The 15,979-nt window shown below is 46.1% G+C and carries 15 protein-coding genes and 1 tRNA gene; 5 read left to right on the top strand and 11 right to left on the bottom strand.

The window, feature by feature from the left end; genetic code table 11:
• Window positions 1–3: 3 nt before the first annotated feature.
• The 3 genes from DVG78_RS11790 to DVG78_RS11780 all read right to left on the bottom strand — a co-directional run bounded on the left by DVG78_RS11790 (window position 4) and on the right by DVG78_RS11780 (window position 2,341).
• Entirely contained in the window at window positions 4–813 is an 810-nt protein-coding gene (locus DVG78_RS11790) for a hypothetical protein (protein ID WP_114461281.1), read from the bottom strand.
• 5 nt (window positions 814–818) lie between these two features.
• A complete protein-coding gene (locus DVG78_RS11785) occupies window positions 819–1,556 on the bottom strand; it encodes a hypothetical protein (RefSeq protein ID WP_147277060.1) in 738 nt (245 codons plus the stop codon).
• A gap of 83 nt (window positions 1,557–1,639) precedes the next feature.
• Window positions 1,640–2,341 (bottom strand): ABC transporter ATP-binding protein, encoded by a 702-nt coding sequence (locus tag DVG78_RS11780; protein ID WP_114461279.1) that lies wholly within the window; start codon window positions 2,339–2,341, stop codon window positions 1,640–1,642.
• A 315-nt stretch (window positions 2,342–2,656) separates the two neighbouring features.
• Between DVG78_RS11780 and DVG78_RS11770 the strand changes: the two genes are divergently transcribed.
• The gene (locus DVG78_RS11770; protein WP_114461278.1) at window positions 2,657–3,472 is read left to right on the top strand and encodes a 3'-5' exonuclease; all 816 of its coding nucleotides are present in this window, start codon (window positions 2,657–2,659) and stop codon (window positions 3,470–3,472) included.
• A gap of 111 nt (window positions 3,473–3,583) precedes the next feature.
• Here DVG78_RS11770 and DVG78_RS11765 read toward each other — a convergent pair whose 3' ends face one another.
• Window positions 3,584–4,846: an asparagine synthetase B gene (locus DVG78_RS11765; protein ID WP_114461277.1), complete on the bottom strand. Its 1,263-nt coding sequence runs from the start codon at window positions 4,844–4,846 to the stop codon at window positions 3,584–3,586.
• 160 nt (window positions 4,847–5,006) lie between these two features.
• Here DVG78_RS11765 and DVG78_RS11760 point away from each other — a divergent pair, with 160 nt between their 5' ends.
• From DVG78_RS11760 to DVG78_RS11745, 4 genes are all read left to right on the top strand, one after another.
• Window positions 5,007–6,251, top strand: a complete 1,245-nt coding sequence (locus tag DVG78_RS11760) for an ABC transporter permease (RefSeq protein WP_114461276.1) — start codon at window positions 5,007–5,009, stop codon at window positions 6,249–6,251.
• 84 nt (window positions 6,252–6,335) lie between these two features.
• Window positions 6,336–6,419, top strand: a tRNA-Leu gene (locus DVG78_RS11755).
• 149 nt (window positions 6,420–6,568) lie between these two features.
• The gene (locus tag DVG78_RS11750) at window positions 6,569–6,931 is read left to right on the top strand and encodes an ISAon1 family transposase N-terminal region protein (RefSeq protein WP_114461275.1); all 363 of its coding nucleotides are present in this window, start codon (window positions 6,569–6,571) and stop codon (window positions 6,929–6,931) included.
• A complete protein-coding gene (locus DVG78_RS11745; protein WP_114461274.1) occupies window positions 6,912–7,895 on the top strand; it encodes an ISAon1 family transposase in 984 nt (327 codons plus the stop codon). Before DVG78_RS11750 ends, DVG78_RS11745 begins: the two co-directional genes overlap by 20 nt.
• Before the next feature lie 493 nt (window positions 7,896–8,388).
• On the opposite strand, the gene DVG78_RS11740 is transcribed toward DVG78_RS11745, so the two are convergent.
• The 7 genes from DVG78_RS11740 to DVG78_RS11710 form a co-directional block, all read right to left on the bottom strand.
• Entirely contained in the window at window positions 8,389–9,549 is a 1,161-nt protein-coding gene (locus DVG78_RS11740; RefSeq protein ID WP_114461273.1) for a Gfo/Idh/MocA family protein, read from the bottom strand.
• A gap of 94 nt (window positions 9,550–9,643) precedes the next feature.
• Window positions 9,644–10,678, bottom strand: coding sequence for a sugar phosphate isomerase/epimerase family protein (locus DVG78_RS11735; RefSeq protein WP_114461272.1), 1,035 nt, complete (start codon window positions 10,676–10,678; stop codon window positions 9,644–9,646).
• A gap of 101 nt (window positions 10,679–10,779) precedes the next feature.
• Window positions 10,780–11,994 carry a cupin domain-containing protein gene (locus tag DVG78_RS11730; protein ID WP_114461271.1) on the bottom strand — a complete coding sequence of 405 codons (1,215 nt, stop codon included), beginning with the start codon at window positions 11,992–11,994 and terminating at the stop codon, window positions 10,780–10,782.
• A 73-nt stretch (window positions 11,995–12,067) separates the two neighbouring features.
• Window positions 12,068–13,108 (bottom strand): aldose 1-epimerase family protein, encoded by a 1,041-nt coding sequence (locus DVG78_RS11725; protein ID WP_114461270.1) that lies wholly within the window; start codon window positions 13,106–13,108, stop codon window positions 12,068–12,070.
• Window positions 13,109–13,212: 104 nt separating this feature from the next.
• Window positions 13,213–14,022, bottom strand: a complete 810-nt coding sequence (locus DVG78_RS11720; RefSeq protein ID WP_114461269.1) for an alpha/beta fold hydrolase — start codon at window positions 14,020–14,022, stop codon at window positions 13,213–13,215.
• 10 nt (window positions 14,023–14,032) lie between these two features.
• Window positions 14,033–14,860, bottom strand: a complete 828-nt coding sequence (locus tag DVG78_RS11715; RefSeq protein ID WP_114461268.1) for a sugar phosphate isomerase/epimerase family protein — start codon at window positions 14,858–14,860, stop codon at window positions 14,033–14,035.
• A 38-nt stretch (window positions 14,861–14,898) separates the two neighbouring features.
• The gene (locus tag DVG78_RS11710; RefSeq protein WP_114461267.1) at window positions 14,899–15,963 is read right to left on the bottom strand and encodes a ThuA domain-containing protein; all 1,065 of its coding nucleotides are present in this window, start codon (window positions 15,961–15,963) and stop codon (window positions 14,899–14,901) included.
• Between the last annotated feature and the right edge of the window lie 16 nt (window positions 15,964–15,979).

Genomic DNA, 15,979 nt, shown 5'->3' with positions numbered 1-15,979 from the left:
TACTTAAATTTCTTTTTCTTTGAGTTTCAAAAACGTAATTACCCACAAGACCATCGGCAAACAGTATACCCACCAAACAAAATACGGAAGTTGCATCGTAGACCGGGGCCAAAGATTTAACCCAGAAGCAGTCTCAATATTTAAAAATGTACCCCAATAAGGAGCCAGTGAAAAAAACATTTTCGTTGTATCGGGAATAAGTATCTGTAGTAAATTAAGTTTTATAAAATACAATACCACGCCTATTCCAAGTACGAAACTCAAGGTTTTAAGTAAACTAAATCGTCCGAAAACCACTGCCCCAAGCATAAAAGCTGCGGTATAAACAAAAATAAAAACCGAGCTATAAATACCTACGCCATAATATTTATTGTATTCCACAAATGCTTTTGGATATACCACTTTGATAATAGGAGTCGCTATTCCCCAACTGAAATGCCAAAATAAATACACCAACAATAAGCTGACAGGGACGGTAATAATCCATGCAAAGCAAAAACGCTCAAATGCGGAAACAGGCAAGGTAAGTGCAAACAAAGATTTCTGAGGAGTAGCAAGGTATCGAAAGCTAAAACTACCTACTAACCAAAGTGTTATACCAGCCGAAAGTAAGAGCGACGGATATGGACGCAACATATATCCTGTGAGTTGTTTATAGTAAGCATAATCACGTAAAGGCCCACATAACTGATAAATAGCCCCCAATTGTATAACTAAAATAATAAGCGGAAAAAGCGCATACGATTTCCAATTTTCACGGAATTCTACACGGGCATACCACCCAAAACGCCGAATGTCAAATGTGTTGTTCATGGCTGTTAAACTTCTTTTTCTTTGATTTTCAGGAAGGTGATAACGTAGAGCAATAAGGGCACACACAGTATCCACCAAAATTGATGTATAACCTCAAATGAAGAATGAATGTCGTTGGTAAAAATACCTTTCGTCGACTCTATCGTTAAGATAGGTCTCACCCAAGGAACTGGACCAGAGGTGCGAAACCCGTAAGCATTTGGAAAAATGGCTTTAAAAAACATGCCTTGCCCCCACTCAAATATCAAAAGGATGATACCAATTAACATGCCCAATGTTTTCAGGAAATTTAACCGCCCAAGGCTAACTGCACCCCACATAAAGGCAGCTGAACCACCTAAATAGAAAACTGAAAAGTAAGGATTTGTGACCAAAAACACAGAATCCTTTTCAAACGCCAAGCCTGGGGTATCCTTCAGAAAATAAGGCAATGCAATTGACCAGGCAATTTTCCAAAGAACATAACAGACACCTATCGAAAAGGGTACAGTCATTGTCCAAGCATATAATAGTTGCTCAAAGGAAGAAACGGGTAATGTCAAAGTCGCAAGCGCCCGATTTTGTTCAGAAAAGGCTTTTAACGTATAACTCCCGGCAACCCAAGTCATCAACCCAATCATGATTGCCAAAGAACGAAATATATTTACTTTATAATCGCCTTTGTCGAAAAAGGGGCTGTGCAAATACCCCCATTCCTGATAAATAAAATACCCAAGTACAGCCAACACTGCTACTAATCCCAACGCATACGCTTTCCAATTTTCACGGAATTCTTTGCGGGCATACCACCCAAAACGACGAATGTCAAATGTGTTGTTCATGGCTATTATTTTTGAATTATATCCTGAAACAATGCTTCTAAATCAGGCTGAGAAGTACTCTCTTCGGCGAGTACATTGAGGTCTTCTCGGTACTTAATTTTGCCATTGTGCAACACCAATACCGTATCAATCAAACTTTCTAAATCACGCACTTGATGAGTAGAAATAATAATACAGCGCTCATCGGAAGCCGCCCCAGCCACCAACTTCCGAAAGGTGCTTTTTGACGGGATGTCTAAGCCGTTGGTCGGCTCGTCCATCAACAGCAGCGGCACATTAGTGGCCAAGGCAAAGCTGATGAGGGCTTTTTTTCGTTGCCCAAAAGACACCTTTTCCAGTTTTTGGTCGGGATTCACCCCAAATTGTTGGAGATAATTAAAAAACTGTGCATCGTCAAATAAGGGATAGAATACCCCGTAGGTATCCGCCAACCGGCGGGCTGTAGTGTCGGGCACAAACGCATCTTCGGCCACAAAATACAACTGCTGCATCAGCGAAGGCTGCCGTTTGCGCGGCTCGTGGGCGAGCGTAATCACCGTCCCGCCTTTAGGAAAGACCAAACCAGCAATCATTTTTAAAAGCGTGGTTTTGCCAGCACCGTTCTCGCCCAAAAGCCCGTAAATATGCCCCGCTTCGAGGTTCAAAGAGAGCTCTGTAAACAACTTTTGAGACCCGTATCCAAAATGAACATGATTGAATTGTATCATGGCTATATTATTTTTATTAGTGTACTAGATAAATAGTACACTATAAATGTGAGTAAAAGAAAAATAAAAACCAAGTTTTGAGGCAGTTTTTTTTAACCACTGAGAAAGGGAGAGACACGGAGGCAATTTACTTACTCTGTACTCCTCCGTTTCTCGGTGGTTAATGGATAAAGAGTGATTGTAGTCAAGGTCATTTATGAACACAAAGACATCGAAATCTTTGACAGAATTACGTTCAATATTTCGTCTTACTCAGAAAAAGAGGGCATTCCAGTGGAATAAATGCTAATTTTGCGGTTCAATTCCAATTCTTGAATGGCACACAACCTCAAACTCAAAAAGCCTCTGGCGGTTTTCGACTTAGAAACCACTGGTATCAACATCCAAAAAGACCGCATTGTAGAAATCAGCGTGGTCAAAGCCTTGCTCAACGGTGAGATAGAAAGCAAGACCTTTCGCGTGAATCCGGGTATCCCGATTCCAATTGAATCGAGTCTGATTCATGGCATTTATGATGAAGATGTAAAGGATTGCCCTACGTTCAAGAACTTTGCCAAAACACTCGCACAATTTCTGACAGGCTGCGATTTGGCTGGGTTCAACTCCAACCGTTTTGATGTGCCGATGCTGGTGGAGGAATTTCTGCGGGCCGACGTAGACTTTGACATCAAGAACCGGAAACTCGTGGATGCCCAACGGATTTTCCACATGATGGAGCCACGCAATCTGGCGGCGGCCTACAAATTTTATTGTGACAAGGATTTGCAAAACGCCCACAGCGCTTATGCCGATACCATGGCCACATTTGAGGTACTATGCGCACAAATCGACCGCTACGAAGGCGTTAAGATTAAAAATGAAAATGGCGAATTATATGAGCCGATTCAGAACGATATGGAAGCCCTCCACAATCTGACGGCGTCTAAAATCGTTGATTTTGCCAACCGCATGGCCTTTAATGCCAAAGGAGAAGAGATCATCAATTTCGGAAAACACAGCGGAAAACGCGTGGTGGACGTGCTCACGCAAGAACCCGCTTATTATGATTGGATGATGAAAAGCGATTTTCCGTTGGACACCAAGCGCAAACTCACAGAAATCAAAATGCGCATGGCTTTTGGTAGAAAGTAGGCAGTCCGCAGTTGGCAGTAAACAGTAAAAAAACGGTAGGCAACTTACAGCAAAATTTAATTTTGATAACGGTAAACTGCCTACTATAAACTGGTTACTGCAAACTGCCTACTAAGTTTTCAGTTTTTTCTTCTTGGCCGCTGGAAACAGAATATTATTCAGGATCAACCGGTAGCCCGCCGAGTTGGGATGAAGGTTCAAGTCAGTCGGCTCCTCATTAATTTCGTGACGATAATCTTCGGGGTCATGACCGCCATAAAAGGTGAAAAAACCTTTGCCAAATGTACTGTGAATGTATCTGGCCTCACTTGCCGCGCGATTTTCCGCCAAAATAATGACCTCTGGCTTGATAAATTGCTTTTTAAAGGCCGTTGTCTGCCCCATAAACCCTTTAATAATTTGCTGGTGGTTTTGGGTCAGCATGGTAGGTACGGGGTCCCACTTTGCCGAAAATTGAAACAACGTAAAATAATCATTGGCCTCGGTCAAGCCCCGGTCATTGGGTTGACTGTCGACGGTCGAAAATTCAATTTCGTACGGATTCGTCACCACTTGAAAGTTCTGGAAGGCAAATGTTTGCGTAAAATCCAGTTTTTTCTGCGCTCCAGGGTCAGTCCCATCTCCGTCGTAAAGCACATCGGCGATGTCCGTATTTTGGGCCGCTAAGGCCACATCGTATGTATCAGTGGCATTGCACATGGCAAACATATACCCTCCACCCGCCACGTACTCTTGCACTTTTTTGGCCACAGCCAATTTGAGTTTAGACACTTTTGAAAAGCCCCATTTGGCCGCAATATCTTCAGCTTCGCGTTTTTGGGCACGGTACCAAGGATAATCCCTGAAATGAAAAAACTTTCCGTATTGGCCCGTAAAATCTTCGTGGTGCAGGTGAAGCCAATCATATTCGGCTAGTTTACCCTGCATTACATCGTCATCGTACACAATTTCGTAGGGAATTTCGGCGTAGGTCATCACGAGCGTTACGGCATCGTCCCAAGGTTGTTTTGTTTTGGGGGAATAGACCGCCACTTTGGGTGCTTTATGGAGTTTTACGTTGTCCATATTTGCATCGGGCTGCGCCACTTCGTTTAAAATAGCCGCACTTTGTGCATCAGAGATAACATCGTAACTTATCCCCCTGATGACCAACTCATTGACTACGCGCTGATTCCAATCCAGCATAAAACTCCCGCCCCGGTAATTGAGCAGCCAATCGATTTCTGTATCGTACGAACGGAGTACCCAATAGGCCAATCCGTAAGCTTTCAAGTGATTTTTTTGGGCTTCATCCATCGGAATAAAGACTTTAGAAGCCCATGCTCCCTGAACTAAGCCAAAAAAAATGATAAGTGGTAGGATGCACCGTTTCATCGGTTTGTGGATTTACTTTTTGATGTTGACTTTTGTATAAACGAATATACTACAAAAAACGTGCAGAAAAGTGGAGAGCAGCCGTAATTCGGAAGCCTGCATGAAAATATTTTTTGCCGCTGGCTTTTTAGTGCTCGTTGCTACTTTTGACTTATAAAAAATGAACCTCCTCGAAAACATCCGCGAAGGCCTCCGTTCGATTCAATCCAACATGCTTCGAACCGTGCTGACTGCCCTTATCATCGCCATTGGAATCACCTCTTTGGTAGGCATTTTGACCGCTATTGATGGCATGCAAAGCTCCGTCAACAACAGTTTTGCAGATTTAGGGGCCAATACCTTCGACATCATGGGGCCTCGGCCTTTCCGCCGACGTTCAGCTGGCCGCAGTGAAAAAGACTTTCCACCTATCAATTACCGTCAGGCTCAGCAATATAAGCGTGAAATCAGAGACACCTATAACGCCACCGTTTCCATTTCTTCAAACGTTGGCGGAGCGGCACAGGTAAAGTTCCGCTCCCAAAAAACCAATCCTAACACGCGCATTATAGGCATTGATGAAAATTATTTGACCATCAAAGGCTATAAGTTAATCGGCGGGCGTAACCTCTCGCAAACCGACTTAGACAACGGTCTCAATGTAGTTATTCTCGGTTCAGAAATTGCGCAGAAACTATTTGAAGGTAAAATTGACCCTATCAATCAGGAGGTGGTTGTTCGGGGCAATCAATACCGCGTTGTGGGCGTTCTTGACAAAAAAGGTTCGCTCACCGGCGGCGGCGATGATCGCACACTGTTAATACCTCTGGAAAACGGAAGGGCACTGGCCGCCAATCAGCAGCTCACCTTCGACATCACCACCTCCGTTAACAGCGGCGAAGCACAAGAGCTCATCATTGAAGAAGCGCGGGGTATTATGCGCCGTATTCGAAAAGACCGTATTGGCAAAGCTGATTCGTTTGAAATAGAAAGCGCTGATGCCATGGCCAAGAATTTTGCCGATATTTCAGGCTATTTACGCATGGGAGGATTTGGTATCGGCATCATCACGTTATTGGGTGCCGCCATTGCTTTAATGAACATCATGCTGGTATCAGTAACAGAGCGTACACGCGAAATCGGGATTCGGAAATCGTTGGGAGCTACACCGCGCCTCATACGGATTCAATTTTTGATTGAAGCCATTGTGGTGTGTATTTTGGGCGGAATCGGCGGCTTAATCCTCGGAATCGGCATCGGAAACTTGATTGCTAAGCTAATCAGTGCAAATGCGAGTTTTATTGTTCCGTGGTTTTGGATGTTTATGGGCATATTGGTCTGCATCATTGTCGGAATTATTTCAGGAATTTATCCAGCCATAAAAGCCTCACGCTTAGACCCTATAGAAGCATTACGCTATGAGTGACGATATTTTTATCAAAAAAAATCACCCAAAAACTTGCATATTAATCTGTAGACGCTACTTTTGCAGTCCCGTTTCCAATCAGATGCCCAGGTGGCGGAATCGGTAGACGCGTTGGTCTCAAACACCAATGGGGTCACACCCGTGCCGGTTCGACTCCGGCCCTGGGTACTCTTAAAGGCTTGTAAGTTACTGTTTAACAGATACTTGCAAGCCTTTTTTGATTGTTCACTGAAACTATACTGAAACAGGATCAATTCCAAAATTTGTGGAGAGCGTTGGATTTTTTTAGGTTTGTGTTTTAATCAACCCTATCTGTTTTGGAAAGTTTTCTGCCTTTAGTAGAGTACCTCTTACCTGATTTTATCTTATCCTACTACGAATTACTCAAAGTTGCACCTGTATCGAATGTGCTTCATATTTATCTCCAAGAGAAGAATTATGAAGAATCAGAGCTATCCGGGAAGAACTTATTATCGAAAGGTTTTCTGCCTGAGATTACCATTCAAGACTTTCCCATTCGAGATAAACGCGTATTTCTTCATATAAAGCGCCGCCGTTGGCTGAATACTACTACAGGAAAAGTAGAACAACGGGACTGGACACAGGTAGGGAAAGGGACGCGAATGACTGGTGAGTTCGCGGCTTTTTTAAAACAGATTTATCGATACGACACCGAATGATACGCAAACCATTGGGCGTTTTTACGGAGTCAACGGTAAAAATTTATTGCGTCAGTACAGAGATTTTCAAAGTGGGTTTAAGCAATGGGATCAAAAGTTCCATGCCAAACAATGGCTTCTACACCCTCAAAATTTGGGTAGCCATTTATCCATTGATGAGACAAGCCTATCGCATGGAGAGCTTTATACGATTCTGACTAATAAGGCCGCTAAGGGTGGGAAAGGCAGTATAGTAGCTGCCGTGGCAGGAACCAAAGCGGAAACAGTTATTGAAATTCTTCGGAAAATCCCTGAAAGTCAGCGCAAAAAAGTAAAAGAGATAACGTTGGATATGGCGGGTAATATGGAACTGATTGCCAAACGGTGTTTTCCTAAAGCGGCCAGAGTCACAGACCGCTTTCATGTTCAAAAACTGGCGATGGATGCCCTGCAAGAACTTCGTATCCAACACCGATGGCAGGCAATAGAGGCTGAAAATGAGGCCTTAGAGCAAGCTAAAATCACACAAACAGACTATCAGCCAGAAGTACTGACCAATGGAGATACGATTAGACAACTGCTTGCTCGCAGTCGGTACGTACTTTATAAGAAGTCCAAGGATTGGACAGAAAATCAAAAACAAAGGGCCGAATTGCTTTTTGAGCGCTATCCTGACTTGAAAAAAGCCTATGAGTTAACGATGGCTTTGAGCCATATTTTCGAGAATACCAACGATAAACTGTATGGATTGGCCCGACTGGCCAAGTGGCATGAGAAAGTACGTCAGTCAGGATTTAAAGCCTTCAACACGGTGGCGAGGTCCATCCAAAATCATTATGAGACGATTCTTAATTACTTTGATAATAGAAGTACTAACGCTTCCGCCGAATCCTTCAACGCCAAAATCAAAGCCTTTCGGGCACAGGTTAGAGGAGTAAGAAACGTAGAATTCTTCCTGTATCGGCTAACCCAATTATATGCTTAATCCAAGTTGCTCCACAACTTTTGGTCTTGATCCTACATTCATTTTTTGAGTAAATACTGGGTAGGAAAGTTGCATGATTACACCCATCCAGCTGATAAGCCTTGGTTTAACGATTTACAGATAAGGGTTGATTAAGGCCAAGGTATAAATGGCTATGATTGGCTGAAAGTTAACATACCTGAAAAGAAGCCTGTAAAAGGTAAGTTGACTGAATGGAAGAAGGACGCTAATCGCAAAAAATCCTCGGAACGGATCTACGATGAACATGCTATTGAGGTTTCGGAACCCACAAAGTACTTTTGTATGAATCAGCGATTGGTATCTGTGCAGGTCTGTAGAACTTTTACCGTTCTAACGAGCTAATAATCACCATTACAACAAGTCTAATTTGTACATTTTTAATCATGCTCCCAAAAAACTTGTCAATTGCATAAATAAAGCAAAAAAGCGCGAGGCAATGCCCCGCGCTTCGTGTATAAAAAGGCAATGAAAATTATCCAATCGCTTCCGCACCGGTATCTTTCCAGCTTCGTGAATTGGCTGAATCAATAACGGCTTCACATACTTTTTGGGTTTGGAGCGCGTCTCTGAACGTGGGGCCGCAAGGCTCGCCGGTTTCGAGGCTTTTGAGGAAATCTGCCACCTGATGGATAAAGCTGTGCTCGTAGCCGATGCCGCAACCCGGAATCCACCAACGGTTCATGTACGGTTGGTCGCCGTCGGTTACATGGATGGAACGCCAGCCGCGTACGATGGATTCATCGCTATGGTCAAAATACTCGAGGCGGTTCAGGTCGTGCAAATCCCAGCGAATCGAAGCGTGCTCGCCGTTGATTTCAAAGGTATAAAGGGCTTTGTGGCCACGAGCATAGCGCGTAGACTCAAAAAGGCCCAGGGAACCGTTGGCAAAATGGCAATGGAAAAGGCAGGCATCGTCGATACCCACGGGCTGCACTTTACCCGTCAATTGGTGCATACGCTCTTTTACGAAGGTCTCGGTCATGGCCGATACGTCGGTGATGGCACCATTAAGCCACATGGCTGTATCAATACAGTGCGCCAATAAGTCGCCCGTTACACCCGAACCCGCCGAATCCACATCCATGCGCCACAGGCCCGTTCCGCCCTGCGGCAGGTCGGCGTTGATGGTCCAGTCTTGGAGGAAGTTGGCGCGGTAGTGAAATATCTTGCCCAGCTTACCCGAATCCACGATTTGCTTCGCCAACGTCACGGCGGGTATGCGACGGTAGTTGTACCAAACGGTGGTTTTCACGCCCGCTTTTTCGGCGGCTTCCACCATCGTTTCGCCTTCGGCCAGCGTGCGCGCCAGTGGTTTTTCGCACAGAATCATCTTACCCGCAGCGGCAGCGGCCAAGGCGATTTCGGCGTGGCTGTCGTTGGGCGTACAGATGTCGATGGCGTCAATATCATCACGGGCCACGAGTGCTTTCCAATCCGTTTCGTAAGATTCGAAGCCCCACTGCTCGGCAAATGCCTGTACTTTTTCGGCATTGCGTGAGCAAACGGCCTTCAATACAGGATGATATTCTAATTCAGGGAAAAAATTGCCAATGCGGTTATATCCGTTGGAGTGAGTACGGCCCATCAAACCCGTTCCTACCAATCCAATGCGTATTTGTTTTTTTTGTGCCATTTTTCTTTAAATTGTTAAGGGTTAACAAATTACAAAGCTACGTTTCGAAAGAAGACTTGGAAAGTTTCAAAAACTTTCCAAGTCTGTAAATCTTTTATGCTTCGTACCAGCCGTGTGCCTTACGCACATTGATCATCGTAGCCAGAATGTCATTCCAAGTTTGTTGCTTGGTCATCACCTCGTTGGCAAACATACAGCCATCCCAGCAAATGTGCTTGAAGGCCTTGGTGAGTTCACCGCTTTCGTCGCGCAGCCAAAGTCCTGCGTCATGCACTACGTCCAGCTTTCCGTTGGGGTCAGTGGCCAAGCAGTGGCGACCCGTTTTATCGTGTGAGCCTGTTCCGTGAACGGTTCCGTCGTTTTGAGCAACGTGGAAATCAATCGTCCAAGGACGAAGCGCTGCGGTCAATTTCTTCAATCCGTCTAAGAACGTTTCGCGGTCGCCCCACTGAAAATCTTCGGGAAGGATGCGGTGTTCGGGGGCATTGTAGCCCAACAGATACAACGTAGTGTGCGACATATCTGCTTGGAAGCCCATATTCGGGCGGTCTACGGCTTCGAGGGTTTCGAGCATGTATTTCCAGCTGTGCATTCCGCCCCAGCAGATTTCACCTTCAGCCGCGAGTCTTTCGCCGTATTCTGCGGCTACATCACAGGCTTCCTGAAAGGTTTCGACGATTAATTTGGAGTTGCCAACGGGGTCAGCTGCCCACGCGTGTGTACCGCTTGCCGAGTCAATCCGCACAATACCGTTGGGACGAATGCCCATTTCGCGCAGTTTTTGGCCGATATGACAGCTTTTACGCACCATTTCTACAAATTCGGCACGTTGTTCTTTGCTCCCCATGGCGGGGCCACCCCAAATAGGAGCCACCAAACTACCGATTTCGAGGCCGTGTCCAGCTACTTTATCGGCCAACCGTTTGATGCCATCGTCCGAAATATCAAGGTCGTAATGAGGATCAAAAAGTCCAAGGTCAACTCCGTCAAATTTAACGCCGCCCACTTCCGCCGCAGCGGTCATTTCCAGCATGGTATCAAGTGCAATCGGCGGTTCTGAATCGGGGCCTTTTCCGACAATACCCGGCCAAGTGGCATTGTGGAGTTTAGGATAATTATTTTCGGGCATGTTGATAAAAGTATTAAAGGTTAATAGTTAAGTGTTATCTGAATATCTGTCAACCTCGGCAAGGTTTGGAGGCTCAAAACCTTGCTGAGGTTAGGTTTGTATTAAAGTACCAAATCAGGATTGTTGGGACCGAAGTGTTTCAGAATCACGATTGGGTCGGTAGCCGATGGATTGCTGATAACAACCCCTTCTTTGGCCGCCGCTTCGCTCACAAAGAACTCATCGTTGGTCAATTGTCCGTACCGAATCAACGCCGGAGTTTCGATGTCCCACACGCCAAATTTACCGTGGCCTTGCATCACAATGATGCCATACGCGGCCGCGTCTTTGATGGTCACGGTGGCGCCGGGCATGACGGTGAGTTCTTTGGCACTGTATGCGGTGGATTTATAACAAATCCAGTTTTCTACGTATCCTTGGGCTTGCATATCTTCCAACGGCCGTACGGGCTTAGGCATCATAAAGTGGTTGGCGGCAAAATTGGGATCAACATTGGCTTCCCAGTCAATCACCGAAACCAACTCGTCATAATCACCTATCTTGTCTTGTGGCGTGCCATTCCAAAGTAATTCTTCTGGCACAATTGCCTCATTGACAAGGCTTTGATACATTGCAAAAATATCGGATGCTTTTTGTGGCTCGTAGGTGCACAAGCTACCTGGAGCGTGCAAAATACCTGGGGGCACGTCCCAGCCTGTGCCTGGTTCTAATTTATAAGCTGACGAAAAATTGGTAATTTTGTTGTCACCTTTGTTGAAGTCCATCAAGCATTGCTTGATTTGTTCTTTGGTTGTACCCGGAGTAATTCCGAAGAAGGTATAGGGGAAATCACCACCGTGGTTGTTGAGTTGGGGAGGGAAATAATAGGCTTCGGGTTTTCCATTTTGCCCTACCAAAGCCGCCTTTTCGTCGTTATGGTGAATGTGGTGAGGCAGGGGCCCCATGTTATCAAAAAATTTAGAATACATCGGCCAGCTTTTGTACTCATCCCACAGGCGGTCACCGATGATTTCGCCTTTCAGCTCGTCGATAACATCTTTTAGTAATAGTTGTTCGGTTGTATCTCCATCCTGAAAAACCACTTTGCTCAAGCCTTCGTGCTCGCCCGTCAACGGACCGTTTTTAGCCGGCGTGGTTGACGACAGCCAACGCTCGTCGATACCGCCGCGCACGCCACCCAACACGTAATAATCGTCAGGGTGTAATTTGATTCTTCGTCCGGGTACGCAAAATGAGCGTGGTACCCATGTAGGGGCTAAGCGTAAAACCCCTTTTCCTTGTTCTAAGGCTTTTGCTGCTAAACTTACATTTGCCATTTTCTGTATAAAGTGCTCGTGCACAATTTAATAGTTGATTGTTGTTCGTTATTATTTTATTTGCAGGGACAGGTTATAATCTCAAAACCTCTATTTCCAAATCATACGTGCGGCGTTCGCCGGGAGCCAACTGAATGAGCGTATTTTGTGCTCTGGCCGTTGCCTGTCCGATGGGCGGGTTGGTGCCCGGCTCGATACCCGTCACGTATTCGCCTTTGCCCCAATGTTGCCAATTGGTCATCCAAGGCAGTTGATTTTTCTGAAAACGTATCCCTAATTCAATGCCTAGGGCAGCGTTACGTATTCCACAATGGCACCTACCCTCAGCATCGGCGTCAATGTCAATAAAGGCGGCTTCTTCTCCGCCTCCATTGTGCGTTTCCAGTGGGGCAGGGCAGGTTTTGAAATCATTTCCTTCTCTGAAAATCGGATTATTGGGGTTACCATCGCGAGATTGCCATGCGCCTTCCCATACAATTTCGGCACCTTCGTCTACCAGTGGCCAGCCCAAATTACAATGGTACAGCATCATGTGCGGGGTGGTGGTATTGGCTCGGTTTATCACTTCATCATGGATGCGAATTTTCGCTTCGCCGAGGGTTCCCGAAATGGTTCTCCGTAGTTCCAAAATAGGCCCAAAGACCTGCGTTTGCTTGATAATTCCCGTAATACTCATCTCCATTTTGCCCGCCACTGGGTCGGGCTGGATGATGGACTCTATTTCGGCGGGAATGTTGCTCACCAAGCCGTGTAATCCTCGTTCACCGTATTCATCCGACTCAGGCCCACCCACGTGCGACAGCCCACAGGTTGTTATCAATCCACCGCCAAAGGTTCGAATCCAGTCAATTCCCTTGCCTGAAAAGGGTTGCGGTGGCATGACCCCTGCATGACTCAACCACGCCAAACTATGCTGATTATAGAATGCATCAGCGATGTCCATGGCGCGGTCAATAACGACTTTGTAGCGCAGTCCCGTACCCGTATTTATCCACGCAATGCGCGTTCCTCTACCCAGACCATTGTCGATGATGGACGTCTCAATCCCTCCCAATTGTGCCGCATTCGATAGTTTATTCGTCCAGGGCTGAGTTGTTATTTCTTTACCGTCCATAAAAATCAATTGTCAGTCACATCGTCGGTCAAAAAAGGCAAAAGCCCCTTAAAACCTATTTTTAATGTATTTTTTGCTTAAAAATTATGCTTTTATTTATCCCATCAGTGGGCCAACAACCAATTTTTGACCCTTGGATTAAAGTCTTCCAATTGCTCAAAATGAAAAATATGGCCTGCCTTTTCGTACAGAAATAAATCGGAGTTCGGGATGGCACCCGCCACTTCGTTGGCCATCCATACGGGCGTAAAAATATCTTCCTTGCCCCCAATGATGAGCGCTGGCTGGGTTAGGCTGGGGAGCTCCGCCAAGGCGTTGTGCGCGATACACGCCGCCGCCTGTCCTTCCAATCCGTGAAGGGGCTGAGGAAACGGGTCGATTGCGGCTTGATTGCGGCCTGCTTCCAAGTCAGCCGCTGTTTGCTCGTTGTCCCAAGAGGCTTTGGAATAAATCAATTGTTGAATGTACAAGCTGAATTCTTCGGGCCTAAATCGTGCTTTACAGTGCGTCATGTGCTGAAAAATCGCTTTGGCGGCATTGTCGCAACGCGCCCAAGGACACATCAACACCAACGAGCGCACTTTTTTAGGGTGGCGAATTGCCAACTGCTGCGCAATGGTGCTCCCCATGGAGCAACCCACAACGCGAACATTTTCCAGTTGAAGGGCATCCAACAGCCCCGCATAATCATCGGCCATCTGCTCCGTAGAATACGGTCCCGCCGGTTTATCCGACTGGCCCACACCTCGATTATCACCAATAATGCACCGAAAATCATTTTGCCAATACGACGCATGGGGCTCCCACACACCACCCGGGGCTGTGATTCCCATGATGAGCAGAAGCGGCTCGGCCGAACTTGGGCCGCGTTCTGCGTAGTAAAAATTGATTCCGTTGGTCTGAACAAAAGGCATAACAAATTGGCTATTTTAAACCCGGAATTAATTCATTCTGAATCCAACGTCCATCGTGTAAAGTCACAAAGTCGGGATCTTCCAGCGCCTCAACGCCCTCGTCTTCACAGATAATCCAACCGCCGTAATTGGTATCTTTCAACCATTGGGTAATGGATAACAAATCCACTTTTCCTTTGCCCATCAACGCAAATTCAGGATTGCCATCCCAGTCTTTGTAATGCACGTGATTGATTAAGGATGCATACTCTTTCATCTTTTCGAGCGGGTCCATACCGCCGTTGATGATGTGGCCCACGTCGGGCGTCCAGCCCGTCACGGTCGTATCCAACGACTCCAGTACCACTTTATAATCTTCTTCGGTGCGAATAATAGAGGTATGCGGAGAATTTGGGTGAAAACTACAAGGCACACCTTTCTCTCTGGCTCGGGCCGAAACCGTATTTACGATATTGACCAAACTGCGACGACGCGCCTCCAAATCATGCCGCCCCGTAGGGATTTGGACAGTGTTGAGCATTGCTCCCGGAAAACGCTCCAACAAACTGATGGCATTGTTGGCAATCAGACGTTCGTTGTGGGTTTCTTCAGTTCCGTTCCATTCCAGCGCCAAGGCTACGGCAGCCAATTCGATACCCTGTTCTTTCAATTTAGCTTCCAAGCGGTCGGGGTCAACTAGCTCGCCCATCCACGTAAAAATGGGCTGAATCCCCGTGAAGCCCGCCTGAGCAATGATTTCAATCATGTGGCCCAAGCGCCCCTGGTGCGTAGTGCCATTGCCGCTCATAAACCAGGTATACACCTCTGAACCAAAGCGAAAAGGAAGTTTTTCTGACATATTCGTTGTAATACTTTTAGTAACTAAATGATGTGATTTTATTTCTTCTTTACGACTTCGCCGGGCATAATCAACGACTCCCAGCCCGCCAAATCGGCAGGCTTGACGTTGGCTTTATACCCATTGAAATTGAACGTGGTTGGCTTGTACGGCCCCACAAAATCAATATTATTGTTGGCTTTGATTTGTTTTTCCATGCCCAGCGACCAAAAAGCAGCATTTAGGGCCATACGCCGAAAACCTTCGCTCAATAAATCTTCCGAAGCACCGTGGGTAGTGGCAAAAACCCGCCCCGACGGCCCTGAGTCGATGGAATAAGTACGTACCCACGCCACAGGTAGCAGCTCTTTGGTTTTGTCTGGCTCCGCATCGGCCGTCATGCCGTTCAGGACTTGTCCGCGTGCAATCACCGTGGCGTTTTTCGGATAAGCCGTATAGCCGCCCGATTGCGCCAGCATGTCTTTCACGCCCCGCAAAATTGGGTGTTCTTTTTGCGCTTCTTCAAGAATCAGTTTCGAGGCCTGTTTGTGGTTGGTGCCATAGTGCGAAACCCAAGTTTCACCCAATACTAACTCACCAAAACCATCTTTCCACTCACTTTTTTCGCCTTTATAATCCCACGAATAATGCCCCCATTTGGCATTTCCTTTATTACTAAAAGCGTGCGTGGCGGTACGAAAAGCAACAATAGGACCGCCGCGCCGGATGTATTTATCGAAATGTTGCATTTCTTCGTCCCCGAAGTTGGAGAAGCGGGTAAAGAGCACCATCAAATCCGCTTTATCCAATACATCCAGTCCTTTTAGATTGGAACTGCCTGGCAGAATAAAGCCGTTATCGTCGAGGCCAAAAACCACCGTGCATGTAAATCCGTAGCGCTTGGCCAAAATTCGGGCCAGTGCTGGCAAAGATTCTTCGCTCCGGTACTCGTGGTCAGACGTAATAAAAACGATGTTTTTTCCGCGTCCGGGGCCTTTTTCGCCTTTGTAAACAATGCGATATTTGTTTACCTCATCCTGAAATGCTGTTTTTTGAGCGCGAGTAAAGCCGACAGCAAAAAAAACAATACTGAACAACAGTATTAAATGCTTTCTGTTTTTCATAAAAGTGTAGAAATAA

Source organism: Runella aurantiaca, assembly GCF_003339505.1.
Lineage (GTDB): Bacteria > Bacteroidota > Bacteroidia > Cytophagales > Spirosomataceae > Runella > Runella aurantiaca.
This window is presented reverse-complemented; position numbering and strand designations above follow the sequence as displayed.

Excerpts from the sequence above, each read along its gene's own strand:
- DVG78_RS11735 (WP_114461272.1), bottom strand. The coding sequence starts at position 10,678 with ATGCCCGAAAATAATTATCCTAAACTCCACAATGCCACTTGGCCGGGT.
- DVG78_RS11780 (WP_114461279.1), bottom strand. The coding sequence starts at position 2,341 with ATGATACAATTCAATCATGTTCATTTTGGATACGGGTCTCAAAAGTTG.
- DVG78_RS11770 (WP_114461278.1), top strand. The coding sequence starts at position 2,657 with ATGGCACACAACCTCAAACTCAAAAAGCCTCTGGCGGTTTTCGACTTA.
- DVG78_RS11730 (WP_114461271.1), bottom strand. The coding sequence starts at position 11,994 with ATGGCAAATGTAAGTTTAGCAGCAAAAGCCTTAGAACAAGGAAAAGGG.
- DVG78_RS11760 (WP_114461276.1), top strand. The coding sequence starts at position 5,007 with ATGAACCTCCTCGAAAACATCCGCGAAGGCCTCCGTTCGATTCAATCC.
- DVG78_RS11765 (WP_114461277.1), bottom strand. The coding sequence starts at position 4,846 with ATGAAACGGTGCATCCTACCACTTATCATTTTTTTTGGCTTAGTTCAG.
- DVG78_RS11720 (WP_114461269.1), bottom strand. The coding sequence starts at position 14,022 with ATGCCTTTTGTTCAGACCAACGGAATCAATTTTTACTACGCAGAACGC.
- DVG78_RS11790 (WP_114461281.1), bottom strand. The coding sequence starts at position 813 with ATGAACAACACATTTGACATTCGGCGTTTTGGGTGGTATGCCCGTGTA.
- DVG78_RS11740 (WP_114461273.1), bottom strand. The coding sequence starts at position 9,549 with ATGGCACAAAAAAAACAAATACGCATTGGATTGGTAGGAACGGGTTTG.
- DVG78_RS11710 (WP_114461267.1), bottom strand. The coding sequence starts at position 15,963 with ATGAAAAACAGAAAGCATTTAATACTGTTGTTCAGTATTGTTTTTTTT.
- DVG78_RS11725 (WP_114461270.1), bottom strand. The coding sequence starts at position 13,108 with ATGGACGGTAAAGAAATAACAACTCAGCCCTGGACGAATAAACTATCG.
- DVG78_RS11715 (WP_114461268.1), bottom strand. The coding sequence starts at position 14,860 with ATGTCAGAAAAACTTCCTTTTCGCTTTGGTTCAGAGGTGTATACCTGG.